Origin of the sequence: Qipengyuania aestuarii, from assembly GCF_019711535.1 — a bacterium.
Lineage (GTDB): Bacteria > Pseudomonadota > Alphaproteobacteria > Sphingomonadales > Sphingomonadaceae > Qipengyuania > Qipengyuania aestuarii.
This window is the reverse complement of sequence record NZ_JAIGNP010000002.1, coordinates 508823-522292: the sequence shown is the minus strand read 5'-3', so window position 1 is coordinate 522292 and position 13470 is coordinate 508823. Positions and strand designations below refer to the sequence as shown.

11 protein-coding genes are annotated in these 13470 nt (G+C 62.4%); 4 read left to right on the top strand and 7 right to left on the bottom strand.

What is annotated here, in order from left to right; genetic code table 11:
• Positions 1–163: 163 nt before the first annotated feature.
• Complete coding sequence (locus K3175_RS07695; RefSeq protein ID WP_221542778.1) at positions 164–1060, bottom strand: AraC family transcriptional regulator; 897 nt, start codon at positions 1058–1060, stop codon at positions 164–166.
• A gap of 147 nt (positions 1061–1207) precedes the next feature.
• Here K3175_RS07695 and K3175_RS07690 point away from each other — a divergent pair, with 147 nt between their 5' ends.
• Positions 1208–1933, top strand: coding sequence for an SDR family oxidoreductase (locus tag K3175_RS07690; protein ID WP_221543172.1), 726 nt, complete (start codon positions 1208–1210; stop codon positions 1931–1933).
• A gap of 213 nt (positions 1934–2146) precedes the next feature.
• On the opposite strand, the gene K3175_RS07685 is transcribed toward K3175_RS07690, so the two are convergent.
• Positions 2147–3034, bottom strand: coding sequence for an SDR family oxidoreductase (locus K3175_RS07685; protein WP_221542777.1), 888 nt, complete (start codon positions 3032–3034; stop codon positions 2147–2149).
• Positions 3035–3126: 92 nt separating this feature from the next.
• Between K3175_RS07685 and K3175_RS07680 the strand changes: the two genes are divergently transcribed.
• Positions 3127–3681 (top strand): TetR/AcrR family transcriptional regulator, encoded by a 555-nt coding sequence (locus tag K3175_RS07680; protein WP_221542776.1) that lies wholly within the window; start codon positions 3127–3129, stop codon positions 3679–3681.
• 58 nt (positions 3682–3739) lie between these two features.
• On the opposite strand, the gene K3175_RS07675 is transcribed toward K3175_RS07680, so the two are convergent.
• The 4 genes from K3175_RS07675 to K3175_RS07660 are packed head-to-tail and all read right to left on the bottom strand — an operon-like array spanning position 3740 to position 7325.
• Entirely contained in the window at positions 3740–4324 is a 585-nt protein-coding gene (locus K3175_RS07675) for an ABC-type transport auxiliary lipoprotein family protein (RefSeq protein ID WP_221542775.1), read from the bottom strand.
• A 17-nt stretch (positions 4325–4341) separates the two neighbouring features.
• The gene (locus tag K3175_RS07670) at positions 4342–5289 is read right to left on the bottom strand and encodes an MlaD family protein (RefSeq protein ID WP_221542774.1); all 948 of its coding nucleotides are present in this window, start codon (positions 5287–5289) and stop codon (positions 4342–4344) included.
• A 9-nt stretch (positions 5290–5298) separates the two neighbouring features.
• Complete coding sequence (locus K3175_RS07665) at positions 5299–6216, bottom strand: ABC transporter ATP-binding protein (protein WP_221542773.1); 918 nt, start codon at positions 6214–6216, stop codon at positions 5299–5301.
• A complete protein-coding gene (locus tag K3175_RS07660; protein ID WP_221542772.1) occupies positions 6216–7325 on the bottom strand; it encodes an ABC transporter permease in 1110 nt (369 codons plus the stop codon). Before K3175_RS07660 ends, K3175_RS07665 begins: the two co-directional genes overlap by 1 nt.
• A 103-nt stretch (positions 7326–7428) precedes the next feature.
• Between K3175_RS07660 and K3175_RS07655 the strand changes: the two genes are divergently transcribed.
• Together K3175_RS07655 and K3175_RS07650 are read left to right on the top strand one after the other, a co-directional pair.
• Positions 7429–10296: a valine--tRNA ligase gene (locus K3175_RS07655; protein WP_221542771.1), complete on the top strand. Its 2868-nt coding sequence runs from the start codon at positions 7429–7431 to the stop codon at positions 10294–10296.
• A gap of 238 nt (positions 10297–10534) precedes the next feature.
• Positions 10535–11269, top strand: a complete 735-nt coding sequence (locus K3175_RS07650; protein WP_221542770.1) for a 7-carboxy-7-deazaguanine synthase QueE — start codon at positions 10535–10537, stop codon at positions 11267–11269.
• A gap of 122 nt (positions 11270–11391) precedes the next feature.
• Here the strand turns inward: K3175_RS07650 and K3175_RS07645 are convergent, their stop codons facing one another.
• Positions 11392–13368 (bottom strand): ATP-binding protein, encoded by a 1977-nt coding sequence (locus K3175_RS07645; protein WP_247710819.1) that lies wholly within the window; start codon positions 13366–13368, stop codon positions 11392–11394.
• Positions 13369–13470 lie beyond the last annotated feature (102 nt).

Here is a 13470-nt window from a genome sequence, read left to right as displayed (position 1 = left end):
GACAAGCCGATCTATAGCACGGTCTGGACAAGACCTGGCCAAGCAAAAAGTGGTGTTCTCCGCGGTGATTTACGAAACATTTCAACTATCACAGCGCTCAGCGGTGAGTTGCGACCAATTCCAGAGAAGACTGCCATTCTAAACCGGGGGCATATATTGCGCATCATACCGGCGTCAGAATATTCCCACTGTTTTGCAAGCGCATGAGGTCCTGTCTCGGCGGAGCGCCGAACAGGCGAGAGTATTCGCGGCTGAACTGCGACGGACTTTCGTAGCCCACCGCGAATCCGGCCGATCCTGCATTGACGCCTTCCGAAAGCATTAGCCGCCGCGCTTCCTGCAGCCGCAGCTGCTTTTGATATTCCAAGGGCGTCATCCGCGTAACCGCCTTGAAATGCTCGTGAAGCGAAGATGTGCTCATACCCGCCGCTGCCGCGATCTCCTCGATACGCAAGCGTTGATCGAAGGCTGAACGGATTGTGCTGATGGCGCGGCTCACCTGATTGAGGTGACTATCAGCCACCGCCATATAGCGTAGCGTCGGCCCATGCGGTCCCGTCAGGAGGCGGTAGAGAATTTCCCTCTCGATCAGCGGGGAAAGAGCGGGGATTTCTTGCGGGCGATCGAGCAGCCGCACCAAGCGGCAGGCAGCATCCACCAGATCGTCGTCGCTGCGGTAGACTGCTAGTGCCGGAAGGTCTGCTTTCGGAACGCGCTCGCCTTCCTCCATGATGAGGTCGGCCAAGACTGATTGGTTGATATCGATTTTTGCGCACAGATAGGGCGCATCGGAGCTGGCCTGCGTCACGTGCCCGATCAGCGGCAGGTCCAGCGACACGAGCAGGTAATGCTGTGCATCGTAGGTCAGGCTCTGGTCTGAAAGCGATACACGCTTTGACCCTTGGGCGATCAGGCAAAGTGAAGCTTCGTAGACCGCGGGTAGCGGCTGTGTCGGCTCGTCGGCCCGAAACAGGGACAGCTCCGGGATAGCCGTATCGACCATCCCGGTACGGCCGACATGCCGCGCGATATGCGCCGCCAATTCGGAATGCTTGCTCATCCCTCTGCCTTGCCACTGCACAGCGCCACTCCGCAATCCATGGGGCGTCAATTCTGGAGGATCAGGCAAGGATTGCAGCGGATCAAGCTCACGCCTTCGCAACCAGCGTCCTATCTGCCTTTCAACCAGACAGAAAGAGGAACTGGCATGACAAAAACAATCGAAAAGACCGTGCTGATCACCGGCGCTTCGAGCGGGATCGGCGAGGCAACCGTCCGCGAACTGGCCGCGACGGGCGCGAAGCTGTTCATCGGCGCGCGCCGCACCGACCGGTTGGAAGCGCTCGCAAGCGAACTGGGGGATGCCGTAGCGTGGCAATCGCTGGACGTGACGGATGCCCAAGACTTCCAGGCGTTCGCTGCGGCGGCGCAAGAACGGTTCGGAAGCGTGGACGTGCTCATCAACAACGCCGGCGTCATGCCCCTCTCCCCCCTCGCCGCGCTGAAACAGGACGAGTGGTCCCGCATGATCGACGTCAATATTCGCGGCGTGCTGAACGGGATTGCTTCGGTGCTGCCTCGCTTCATCGACCAAGGTTCCGGGCATGTGGTCAATGTCGCCTCGATTGCGGCCCACATGGTGATGCCAAGTGCGGCGGTCTATTGTGCGACCAAATACGCAGTATGGGCGATCACGGAGGGGCTTCGGCAGGAACACGACGATATCCGCACCACGATCATCTCGCCCGGAGTTGTGGAGACAGAGCTGGGCAACGACATAACCGATCCGGAGATCGCGTCCGCGCTGACGACGTGGCGGCAAAAGTCGCTGACGCCGGACGCGATCGCGCGGGCCATTCGTTACGCTTTGGAACAGCCGGACGGCGTTGACATCAACGAGGTGATCGTTCGCCCGACGGCAGCTGGGATGTAGCCATTCCGAAGGAGCGCCGATTGCAGGTCGAAACTGCTGTTGGCGCTCCTCACCCTTCAAGATGGTGTTTGGCAGGCATTGAAGAGCGTCCGGTTCCGGAACGAGCGCGTGCCAGCCCCACCACAGACCAAGGATGACAAAGCTGCCATCTTCGCAAAGGACTTTTGCCCGTGACGGGCGCTGCCGCTCACCCGCCATGAAGATCGCAAGACCCTATTTCGAATAATCCGGCTGCTCTATGTCGGCCACGATACCGACCTGCTCGGGTGACCAGCCGAGTGTCTTCCTGGTCCATGCGCTCGAAGCGGGACCATCATTGCCGACCCACATCGCCAGCGGACCGAAATGCGCTTCCGCCTCTTCCTCTGTCAGCGATTTGGTCGGCAGGCCGAGCTGGCGGCCGATCGCTTCGGCGATCGCGCGGTAGGGGACGCCTTCTTCGGCAACCGCGTGATAGGCTTCGCCAATGGCGCCGCGTTCGACGGCAAGACGATAGACGCGCGCACAATCCAGACGATGGACCGCAGGCCAAAGGTTCGCGCCGTCGCCGATATAAGCGGACACGCCTTTTTTGCGGGCCACCGCAGCGAGCATGGGGACGAAACCATGTGTTTCGCCCTTGCCGTGGACCGATCGCGGATTGCGGACGACGGCGGCGTGGATGCCGCGCTCGGCCAGCCTGAACGCAGTCTGTTCGGAGGCGCGCGGAAAAACGGGCCACACTGAAGGCCGATCGGTCTCTTTCGCTTCCCCGCCGTCCAGGTGCAAAAAGCCACTGGTGACGACTATTGGTCGCGGCGATCCGGCAAATACCTCACCGAAGGTCTTTATCGCCGCAGTCTCTTCGGCGGCCAGCTCACCTATGCGAGAGAAGTCTGCGCCGAATGCCGTATGCACGATACCATCCGCAGCTTCCGCACCGCGGCGAAGAACGTCCCGATCGCCGAGCGAGCCGAGCACTACTTTCCCGCCTTGAGCTTCGAGTGCCGCGCCCTTGTCCGCCGATCGCACCAGGCCGGTGACCGAATGGCCAGCGGCCATCAACTCGCGCGCAACGGTCGAACCGATCCAGCCATTGGCACCCGTCAGGAATATATTCATCGCAACCTCCTTGCTGCTATAAGGCAAACAGACAGCGGGAAATGCCGTCAGTCACTGACATAGGCTAATGTCAGTGACTGACAAGGAGAGATATGGCAGAACAGCGATTAAATGCGCGCGCGCGGTTGCAGCAAGCGGCGGTACAGCTCTTCAGAGACCGCGGTTTCGATGGCGTGACGGCTGCAGAGATCGCCGCGCGCGCGGGCGTGACCGAGCGGACCTTCTTCCGCCACTTCCCCGATAAGCGCGAGGTGCTGTTCGATGGGCAGGCAATTCTGGTCGAAGCGTTGACATCGTCGATCGCCGATGCGCCGGAATACATGGGCCCCATCGATACGCTGTTCCGCGCATTTCGATCGGTCACCCAGTTGCTCGAGGACAACCGATCATTCTCAAAACCCCGGCAGGAGGTCATATCGGCGACCCCGGCGCTTCACGAACGCGAGCTGATGAAGCTGGCCGCGCTTTCCGACGCGCTTGCCACGGCCTTGAAAGCACGCGGCGTTCCGGATCTGCAGGCGGCGCTTGCCGCGCGCGCCGGCATGGCAGCCTTCGCCAACGCCACGCTCGCGTGGCTAGAAGACGAGGCCCAAGGGTTGGGAGCACGTCTTGATTTGAACGAAGAAGCCCTGAGGAGCCTTTTCTAGCGAAGGCGTTCTGTGACCGCCTCCAAAGCGATCGTAAGAAACAGGCCGTTAGCGGACACTACCCGACCCACTCGGCGATTTGCGCGGCCACGTCGTTGGCCGCCTGGTTGAGCGCCGGGCCCACGCTCGCGGTTTCGGGCAGGACCCCCGGCACGGTGGCCTCGAAACGGCGGGTGACGACATCGCTGCCCTCGCCCGGACGCACGGCGTCGAAGACCACGACCACGCTGCTGGTCCGTGCATCATAGCCGAACTGGCGCATGGTGCCGGTGAGACGGTTGTTGGCCAGCACGCCGGGATCGTCCCCATCGATCACGACTCGCTTTGAGCGGGTGCGGATAGTTTCGGCGATCAACCGGCGGAACAGGCGCGCGGGCTTTTCGACCCAGACCGCGTCTTCGAGATAGGCAAGCTCGGTGTCGCTCACCTGCACCGGTACGCGCGTCACGTCGAGAGCGCTGGGCGCTTCGAATTCCATCAGGGCGATTGCCGTCCCCGAGTTGCTCGACGCGCCGGAGCCCGCGGGCGCAGTGGCCGCGGGCGTCAGCGTCAGCAGGCTGTCGGGTGCATCACCGCCGAAGGAGATGCAGCCGCCGAGCAGGAGCGCCGGTGTCAGCGTGGCGAATTTGAAAAACTTGGTCATCGCGGGTCGGCCCCTTCTCACGGCTTGTAATCGGGCAGCGGCTTGCTGTTGAGCAGTGCGCCCGCACCCTGTTCATCGATCTTCTCGGTCACTTCACGCAGCGATTTGCTCGTCGCCCGCAGATCGCGCAGCGTGGCTTCGGCGGCAGGCAGCGTGCTTTCGGTCAGCTGCCGCGTTGCCGGACGCGCTTCGGCGAGCACACCCTGCAGTTCCTCGGAGGCATTGCCAGCCTGCTTCAGCGTGGTGCGCAGCTGGTCGGCCAGCGCCGCCCCTTCCTGGTTGAGCAGGCGGTCGGTCGAAGCCGTGACATTCTCGAATTCATCGAGCGCTTCGGAGGCTTCGCGCAGAGTGACCTGCAATTCCGCCATCGTCCGCTCGAACTGCGGCGCAGCATCGGCCAGTTCAGCCGTCATCTGGTTGGTATTGGCCAGGATGCCCGCAATCTCGCCCTGGTTCTGGTCGTCGAGCAACTGCGTCAGCCGCTCGGTCAGCGTCGCCAGCCGTTCGAGCAGCAGCGGCGCGTTCGACAGCAGCGCGTTGAGGCCGCCGTCCTTGGGCGGAATGATCGGCACGCCTTCGGTGCAAGCCGTGGTGCCACAGGAAATCGGCGGAGCGCCGCTGCGCGCGCCGTCGAGCAGGATGGTGGACACGCCAGTGAAGCTGCCCTGGATCGTGGCGGTGGTGCCCACGAGGATCGGCACTTCTTCCTTCACGCTGATGCGCACGCGGACGAATTCAGGGTCCTTTTCCCACAGGACGATCTGGCTCACCTGGCCGACAGGCACGCCGGCAAAGCTCACCTGGCTGCCGTTGGCGAGGCCTGATACGCTTTCCTTGAAGAAGATGTCGTACTCCTTCTGGTCGCCTTCGCCCCAGCGGGCAATCCAGACGATGAACAGCGCCAGCGCTGCCAGCACCGCAAGCGTCACCGCCCCTACCCAAACGTAATTTGCCCGCGTTTCCATGTTCTTCGCCTATGCCTTCTTTTCCGGGGCGTTGTCCAACGCTTTGACCGCGTGGGCCGCGACCGGCATGTCCATGTGACGCCGCAGTTCGTCGAGCGCCTGGGCAGTCAGCGCCGCCCGTCCGCGCGGCCCGTTGAAATATTCCTGGATCCAGGGATGATCGAGTTCCATCAGCTTGGGCACGGTATCCACCGCGATCACCTGCTTGTCCGCCAGCACCGCGACGCGGTCGCAGATTTCATGCAGCGTATCGAGATCGTGCGTGATCAGGAACACCGTGAGACCGAGCGTTTCCTTCAGTTCGCGGGTGAGATTGTCGAACGCCGCCGCGCCGATCGGGTCGAGGCCCGCGGTCGGCTCGTCGAGGAACAGCAGTTCGGGATCGAGCGCCAGCGCGCGCGCCAGCCCGGCGCGTTTCTTCATGCCGCCCGAAAGCTCGCTCGGATATTTGTTCACCGCCTCTTCGGGCAGACCCGAGAGCATGATCTTGTAGCGCGCGATCTCATGGCGCAGCGTGTCGGATATCTCGGGGTAGAACTGCTTGAGCGGCACTTCGACATTTTCGCCCACGGTCAGGGTGGAGAACAGCGCCCCGCCCTGGAACAGCACGCCCCAGCGATCGCGAACGCCGATTTCCGCATCGGGTTCGGCATCGACGATCGACTTGTCGAACACCCTGATATCGCCTTCGGCTGGCGGCTGCAGGCCGATGATCGAGCGCATGAGCACCGACTTGCCGGTCCCCGATCCGCCGACCACGCCGAGGATTTCGCCGCGCTTCACCTTGAGGTCGAGATCGTCGTGAATCACCTGTTCGCCGAAGCGGTTTACCAGCCCTTCGACCACAATCGGATATTCGCCGCGGAAACGCTCGTGCCGGCGCGCGGGGCCCTTGGCGTTGTCGCCCTTGTCCTGTTCGTCCGCCATCAGGCCCAGCCCACCTTGGTGAAGAAGACGGCGAAAAAGGCATCGAGCACGATCACGGCGAAGATCGCCGCCACCACCGACAGGGTCGTTCGCCGCCCGACTTCCTCCGAATTGCCCTTCACCTGCATGCCGTTGTAACAGCCCGCCAGCGCCACGATCAGTCCGAAGACGGGTGCTTTCAGCAGGCCGACCCACACGTCATAGGTCGGCACGACGTCTTGAATGCGCGAAAGGAAGGTCCAGAAGGGGATGCCCAGCATGAGCTCACCTACCACTGCGCCGCCGATGATCGCCATGCAGGAGGCGTAAAAGCCCAGCAGCGGCATCATCAGCACGGCGGCCATGATGCGCGGGATCACCAGCGCTTCCATCGGGGCGATCCCGATGGTGCGCATGGCGTCGATTTCCTCGGTCAGCTTCATCGTGCCGATTTCCGCGGCAAAGGCGCTGCCCGAACGGCCCGCCACCATGATCGCGGTCATCAGCACCCCCAGTTCGCGCAGCGTGATGCGCCCGACGAGATTCACTGTCAGCGTTTCCGCGCCGAATGCCGCCAGCTGCACCGCGCCTTGCTGCGCGATGACCACGCCGATGAGGAAGCTCATCAGGCCGATGATCGGCAAAGCGGCCACACCGACCAGTTCCAGCTGCTTGACCAGCGCCACGGTACGGAAGCGGCGCGGATGGCGGATCAGATTGCCCGCCGAAATAAGCAGGGCGCCGAGGAAACTGACGACACCGACGATCCCGCTGCGGGCGTTATAGACCTTTTCGCCCATCGCATCGGGCACGCGGGTCCACACCGGCAGGCGTTCCGGCCGCATGTCCTGTTCGCTGCCCGTACCTTCGAGCGCGCCGAGCAGGCGCTGCGCCCGCTCGCTTGCACCGGTGATCTCGGCTTCGTGTTCGCTGGCGATATTGCAGGCGATCCACGCGCCGACCGTGTCGATTTCGGTCACATCGGACAAGTCCACCCGGGCGATCGGCCCGTCGATCTTGCGCAGCTCTCCGTCGAGCGCACCGATCGTCGATACAAGATACGGTCCGGAGAGCGTCAGTACCGCACCCCCATCACCGTCTTCGATGTCATATTCAGCCAACCGCGCCATTCGGTTCAGCGTATGCGGCGAAACGACACGGTAAACAAGCCGGTATCCTTCACAATCCCATACGGCGTTGCATCGCACAAAAGGCGCTGGCAAAGGCTCTGCCATGAGCACCGAGCTATCCAAGACCTTCGACCCGGCCGAAATCGAACAGCGCTGGTACGCGCATTGGGAGGAAAACGGCCTTTTCCGCCCCGACCGCCCCGATGCGGAGCCCTTCACCATCGTGAACCCGCCGCCGAACGTCACCGGCAGCCTGCATATCGGCCACGCGCTCGACAACACGCTGCAGGACGTGGTGATCCGCTATGAACGGCTGCGCGGAAAGGATGCGCTGTGGGTGGTCGGGGTCGACCATGCCGGCATCGCGACGCAAATGGTGGTCGAACGCCAGCTTGAGGCGCAGCAGGACAAGCGCACGAATTATTCGCGCGAGCAGTTCGTGGGCAAGGTGTGGGAATGGAAAGAGGAAAGCGGCGGCACGATCACGCGCCAGCTGCGCCGCCTCGGCTGTTCGATGGACTGGTCACGCGAACAGTTCACGATGGACGAGCATTTCTCGAACGCCGTGCTCAAGACCTTCGTCGATCTTCACAAGGACGGCCTGATCTACCGCGACAAGCGGCTGGTGAACTGGGACCCCAAGCTGAAGACCGCGATCTCCGACCTCGAAGTCGAGACCACCGATGTGAAGGGCGGATTCTGGCACTTCAAATATCCGCTGGAAGACGGCGTCACGCTCGATGATGGCCGCGATTACATCGAAGTCGCCACCACACGCCCGGAAACCATGCTCGCCGATATGGCAGTGGCGGTTCACCCCGATGACGAGCGCTATAAATCGGTCGTCGGCAAGCATGTCATGCTGCCCATCACCGGCCGCCGCGTGCCCATCGTCGCCGATGAACACGCCGATCCCGAACTCGGCTCGGGCGCGGTGAAGATCACGCCGGGCCACGATTTCAACGATTTCGACGTGGGCAAGCGCGCAGGGATGAAGCCTGCCGAAATGCTCAACATGCTCGATGGCGAAGCGAATGTCTGCCAGACTGCGGATGGTCTGGTGCCGGAAGAATTCATCGGCCTGCACCGCTTCAGGCGCGATGGCGTCGATGGCGCGCGCGAACTGGTGGTGGCGCGGATGAAGGAACTGGGCCTGCTCATTCCTCACGTCACCAAGAACAAGGAAGGCGAGCCGGTAGAGCATGACGCCGAACCGCGCACCATCGCAACGCCCTTCGGCGACCGCGGCGGTGTGGTGATCGAACCCTGGCTGACCGACCAGTGGTATGTCGATGCCGAAAAGCTGGCCGCGGCCCCGATCGCGGCGGTGAAGGACGGGACCATCGAAATCGTCCCGAAAGCTTGGGAAAAGACCTTCTTCAACTGGATGGACAATATCCAGCCCTGGTGCGTCAGCCGCCAGCTATGGTGGGGTCACCGCATTCCTGTCTGGTATGGTCCAGCGATCAAACCAGATGATGCACCGGAAACTGACCTTTCGTGGACGATCCAAGAACAAGAGTTCGTTGCCGAGAACGAAACCGAGCTGAAGAAAATTGTCCAAGAATACTATGGCTTAGACGAGGAGCTTTTCATCCATGACTCCATGGAGGATTACCTCCGATGGGATGAAGCCGTGTCGTCTGGCAGTTTGCCCGACTCGGAACTCTTCCGCGACAGAATACATATATATCGCGATAACGACGTACTCGACACGTGGTTCTCCAGCGCGCTGTGGCCCTTCGCCACGCTCGGCTGGCCGGAAAAGACCGATCTGCTCGAAAAGCATTATCCCAACAATCTGCTCATCTCGGGCTTCGACATCCTGTTCTTCTGGGATGCGCGCATGATGATGCAGGGCATGCACCTGACCGGCAAGGCACCGTGGCCGCGCCTGTATCTGCATGGGCTGGTGCGCGCGGCGGACGGGGCGAAAATGTCCAAGTCCAAGGGCAATGTCGTCGATCCGCTGGGCCTGATCGACCAGTATGGCGCCGATGCGCTGCGCTTCTTCATGTCTGCGATGGAAAGCCAGGGCCGCGACATCAAGATGGATGAACGCCGCGTCGAAGGCTATCGCAACTTCGCTACCAAGCTGTGGAACGCGACCCGTTTCTGCCAGGCCAACGGCATCGGCGCGAGCACGAGCATTGCCGCGCCCGCTGCCACGCAGGCGGTGAACAAGTGGATCATCGGCGAAGTCGTAGGGACCAGACAGGCGCTCGACGCCGCCATGGCCGACCTGCGCTTCGATGCCGCTGCCAACACGATCTATCACTTCGTGTGGGACCGCTTCTGCGATTGGTATATCGAGCTCATCAAGGGCAATTTCGACGAGGAAACCAAAGCGGTCGCCGGCTGGGCGCTCGACCAGATCCTCGTCATGCTCCACCCCTTCATGCCCTTCATCACCGAAGAACTGTGGTCGAAGCAGGGCGACCGCGCCGATTACCCGCTCATCACGGCGAAGTGGCCCGAACCCGAAGCCGAAGTCGATCCTGCCGCCAAAGCGGAAATCGACTGGCTGATCGCGCTGACCAGCGCAGTGCGCGCGGCGAAGAACGAACTCGGCATTGCGCCGGGAGCCAAGCTTGAAGCCTTTTTCCCCGCCCCCTCGGCGCTGGGCCGCAAGGTGGTGGACGAAAACGCCGCCGCGATCGAACGCCTCGCGCGGCTGACGCCGGTGCATTTCGCCGAAGCCCCCTCAGGCGCGGCGATGCAGATCGGTGCGGGCGACGATGCCTTCATCATCCCGCTGGAAGGCGTGATCGATGTGGAAGCGGAAAAGGCCCGGCTCGCCAAGGCGATGGAAACCAGCCAGAAGGAATTCGGCAGCCTCAACGGGCGGCTCTCCAACGCCAATTTCGTCGAACGCGCCAAGCCCGAAGCGGTGGAAAAGGCCCGCGCCGATGCAGCCTTCCACGCCGCCGAAATCGACCGCCTGCGTGCGGCGCTGGCACGGTTGGGGTGACGATCGGCTTTCCTACACGCTCCTTTCCTGCCTATGCCGGAATCATGTCCTTCCTGACCTCTTCCGTCCCCGCGCCGCGCCGGCTGGATCGCCCCTTCGGCGCGGCTGGACGAAAGTTGACAGCTCTGCCCGGCTGCGCATCGGAATGGTCAAGCGATTTCAGTGATTTACGTGGCATTTTGGGAGGCGCACGAATTTTTGAAAATGGGGGGGTAGGTGTAACACCGCCCGGCAGGAAATGCCCCTAGTCCTCGCCACCGACGATACCGGCGGGCCGGAGATCTTCGCCTCGGTGCAGGGCGAAGGGCCGAGCGCGGGAATGCCCGTCGCCTTCATGCGGCTGTCGCGCTGCAATCTTGCCTGCGTCTGGTGCGATACTGCCTACACCTGGCATTTCGACGGTGACGAACGCCCGCATCGCGGCGGCGTGACCTATGCGCGCAAGGCAAATCAGGTGACGCTGCCCGAAACGGAAGTGGCCGCGATCATCCAGTCGCTGGGGCAAAACCGGCTTGTCATTACTGGCGGCGAACCTTTGCTGCAGGCCCCGGCCCTCGCCCGGCTGCTGGAGCTGCTGCCCGATCTTTCGGTTGAGATCGAAACCAACGGCACCACCAAGGCGCCGCCGCCGCTCGACATCCGGATCGACCAGTTCAACGTCAGCCCCAAGCTGGCGCATAGCGGCAATCCGGCCGAGCTGGCGCTGCTGCCCGAACGGCTCGACGCCTATGCCACCGACCCGCGCGCGTGGTTCAAATTCGTGATCTCCCAGCCCGCCGATGTGGACGAGGTGCTGGCCCTGCGCGACCGCTATCGCTTCCGGCCGGGCCACGTCTTCCTCATGCCCGAAGGCACCGACAGCGAAACGCTGCGCACGCGCGAGAAATGGCTCGCGGAGCTGTGCGTGAAACACGGCTTCCGCATGAGCGACCGCCTGCACATCCATCTCTTCGGCGATACCAGAGGAACGTGAAGAAGGAGAAAGTATCCGGGCCGACGGAGGCCCGGCAAGGGCGACTGCCCGCCCGCAGCGGGTGCAGCTTGCTGCACATCTAACGAGGACGAACCCGCGGAGGCGGGTTCGCAAAACACAAACTACCCCTGCGAGCGCCAGCGCTGGACGGTGCGCAGGACAATGTCCTCTTCGCCGCCGGGGTTGTTCCACATCTCGATGAAGCTCGGGTCTTCCGACGCCGGGCGCTTGATTTCCTCGAGATTGTCGAAACTGACGCGGATCGGGATGGCCACACCCTCGCCGCAGATGATGCATTCCCGGTTGCGCAGCGCCGGGATCGCATCGAGGAATCCCCGCGCACCTTCGGGCATGGCGGCGCGGACGAATTCCTGGTCGCGGTCGTTGTTGAGGCGCATCGAGATGATCGTGCCGCACTGCGAGAGCACGCCCTCGGCAAGGTCAGACGGGCGCTGGGTGATGAGGCCAAGCGAGATGCCGTACTTACGGCCCTCCTTGGCGATCCGCCCCAGAATGATGCCTACCGAATTGCCGTCAGCGTTCTTCTCGCTCGGGACGTAACGGTGGGCTTCCTCGCACACCAGCAGGATCGGCGTGGTCTTCTCGTCACGGCCCCAGATCGCGAAGTCGAACACCAGGCGGCTGAGCACGGCGACCACGGTTGCGGTGATGTCGGACGGCACGCCCGACACGTCGATGATGGAAATCGGCTTGCCGTTCGATGGCATGCGGAAGATCTTGGAGATGAAGTCCGCCATCGTGTCGGCCACCAGCATGCCGGAGAACATGAACTGGTAGCGCGGGTCGGCCTTGAGCTCGTCGAGCTTGTTCTTGATCCGCATGTAGGGCGCCGAATTGGTGGCCTTGTCCAGCTTGCCCATCTGGTCCTGTATCTCGTTGGACAGATCGGAAAGCAGATAAGGAATCGGTGAATCGACGGTGATCTTGCCCATGGTCTCGGCCAGGCGACTTTTCTGACGCGCCTTCAGCAGACACTTGGCGAGGATGTCCGAATCAACCTGCCGCTCGTTGCCATTGCTGGTGAGGAGCACTTCGCAATGCTCCTCGAAGTTCATGATCCAGTAGGGCATCTGCAGGTTCGACACGTCGAGAATGACGCCGGTAGTCCTGAACGCTGCGGAATATTCGCCATGCGGGTCGATCATGACGATATGGCCCTCCGGCGCCGCCTCGCAGATACGGTGGAGGATCAAAGCAGCGCTGGTTGATTTACCCGTACCCGTCGATCCCAGCAGGGCGAAGTGCTTGCCCAGCATCGCGTCGACATAAATACCGGCGCGAATATCCTTGGTCGGGTAAACCTTGCCGATCGTCACGGCGCTGCGGCCGTCGCTGGCGTAGACCTGCCTGAGATCGGGAGTGGATGCGGGAAAGACCATGGCGCCCGGAACGGGGTAACGCGTCACACCGCGCCGGAAGCCGTGCAGGCGGCCGGTTAGCTTTTCCTCGATGCCTTCACCTAGAAAGTCGATATTCGCTAGGATCGTGCCAGCCTTGCGATCCTGTTTCTGGTTGCGCACGCTGGCGAGCAGCCAGCTACTGCCGACGCGGATCTTGATTTGCGAACCGACCTGACCGGCCATGGCCACGGCCGGATCGCTATCCTGCGAACATTCCGTGAGCCGCTGCAGGTCAATGGCGATCATCGATCCGGAACCGGCAATCTCAAGCACGACTCCGATGGGCTGCAGCGCATTGTCGCTCACAGGCTCGTCTTCTTTTACCGGCTTGGGAGGTGGAGCCGCCTGCGGTTTGGGTGCCAGATCCGAAGGGCGTGGCGGAGCTTCGCCCAGACGAGGCGTATGGACTGGACGGCTCTGTTGCTGATCAGGATGAACAGTCGTCTGCGGAGACGCTTGTTCGCTCGAGACTGAGCCGGGTTCTGGCTTAGTCACTGCGGGTTCTTCTGGGGGAACGGGCTGCTGGTGAACATAACCAGAGCGCGATACGGCACCGCCTGCCATACTCTGTTCGCTCTCGCTCGACCGGCGGATGCGATCGCGCAGCGATCGTGCGCCGGGTTGTTCGCCCTCCATCTGACTGCCGCCCCCGAAACCGCGAAAATTGCCCTTGTCCATATTACTCACTATCCGGCCCTGATCCTTCGGGTATCGACCCTGTAAAGTCAGCCGGACAGTGCGCCGATAAGGGTTAAGATCGGGTCAACGATCTCATCGCTG

What these genes read in the sequence shown, in the direction of transcription:
- K3175_RS07695 (WP_221542778.1), bottom strand. Translation starts at nt 1,060, where the DNA reads ATGAGCAAGCATTCCGAATTGGCGGCGCATATCGCGCGGCATGTCGGC.
- K3175_RS07690 (WP_221543172.1), top strand. Translation starts at nt 1,208, where the DNA reads ATGACAAAAACAATCGAAAAGACCGTGCTGATCACCGGCGCTTCGAGC.
- K3175_RS07685 (WP_221542777.1), bottom strand. Translation starts at nt 3,034, where the DNA reads ATGAATATATTCCTGACGGGTGCCAATGGCTGGATCGGTTCGACCGTT.
- K3175_RS07680 (WP_221542776.1), top strand. Translation starts at nt 3,127, where the DNA reads ATGGCAGAACAGCGATTAAATGCGCGCGCGCGGTTGCAGCAAGCGGCG.
- K3175_RS07675 (WP_221542775.1), bottom strand. Translation starts at nt 4,324, where the DNA reads ATGACCAAGTTTTTCAAATTCGCCACGCTGACACCGGCGCTCCTGCTC.
- K3175_RS07670 (WP_221542774.1), bottom strand. Translation starts at nt 5,289, where the DNA reads ATGGAAACGCGGGCAAATTACGTTTGGGTAGGGGCGGTGACGCTTGCG.
- K3175_RS07665 (WP_221542773.1), bottom strand. Translation starts at nt 6,216, where the DNA reads ATGGCGGACGAACAGGACAAGGGCGACAACGCCAAGGGCCCCGCGCGC.
- K3175_RS07660 (WP_221542772.1), bottom strand. Translation starts at nt 7,325, where the DNA reads ATGGCGCGGTTGGCTGAATATGACATCGAAGACGGTGATGGGGGTGCG.
- K3175_RS07655 (WP_221542771.1), top strand. Translation starts at nt 7,429, where the DNA reads ATGAGCACCGAGCTATCCAAGACCTTCGACCCGGCCGAAATCGAACAG.
- K3175_RS07650 (WP_221542770.1), top strand. Translation starts at nt 10,535, where the DNA reads ATGCCCCTAGTCCTCGCCACCGACGATACCGGCGGGCCGGAGATCTTC.
- K3175_RS07645 (WP_247710819.1), bottom strand. Translation starts at nt 13,368, where the DNA reads ATGGACAAGGGCAATTTTCGCGGTTTCGGGGGCGGCAGTCAGATGGAG.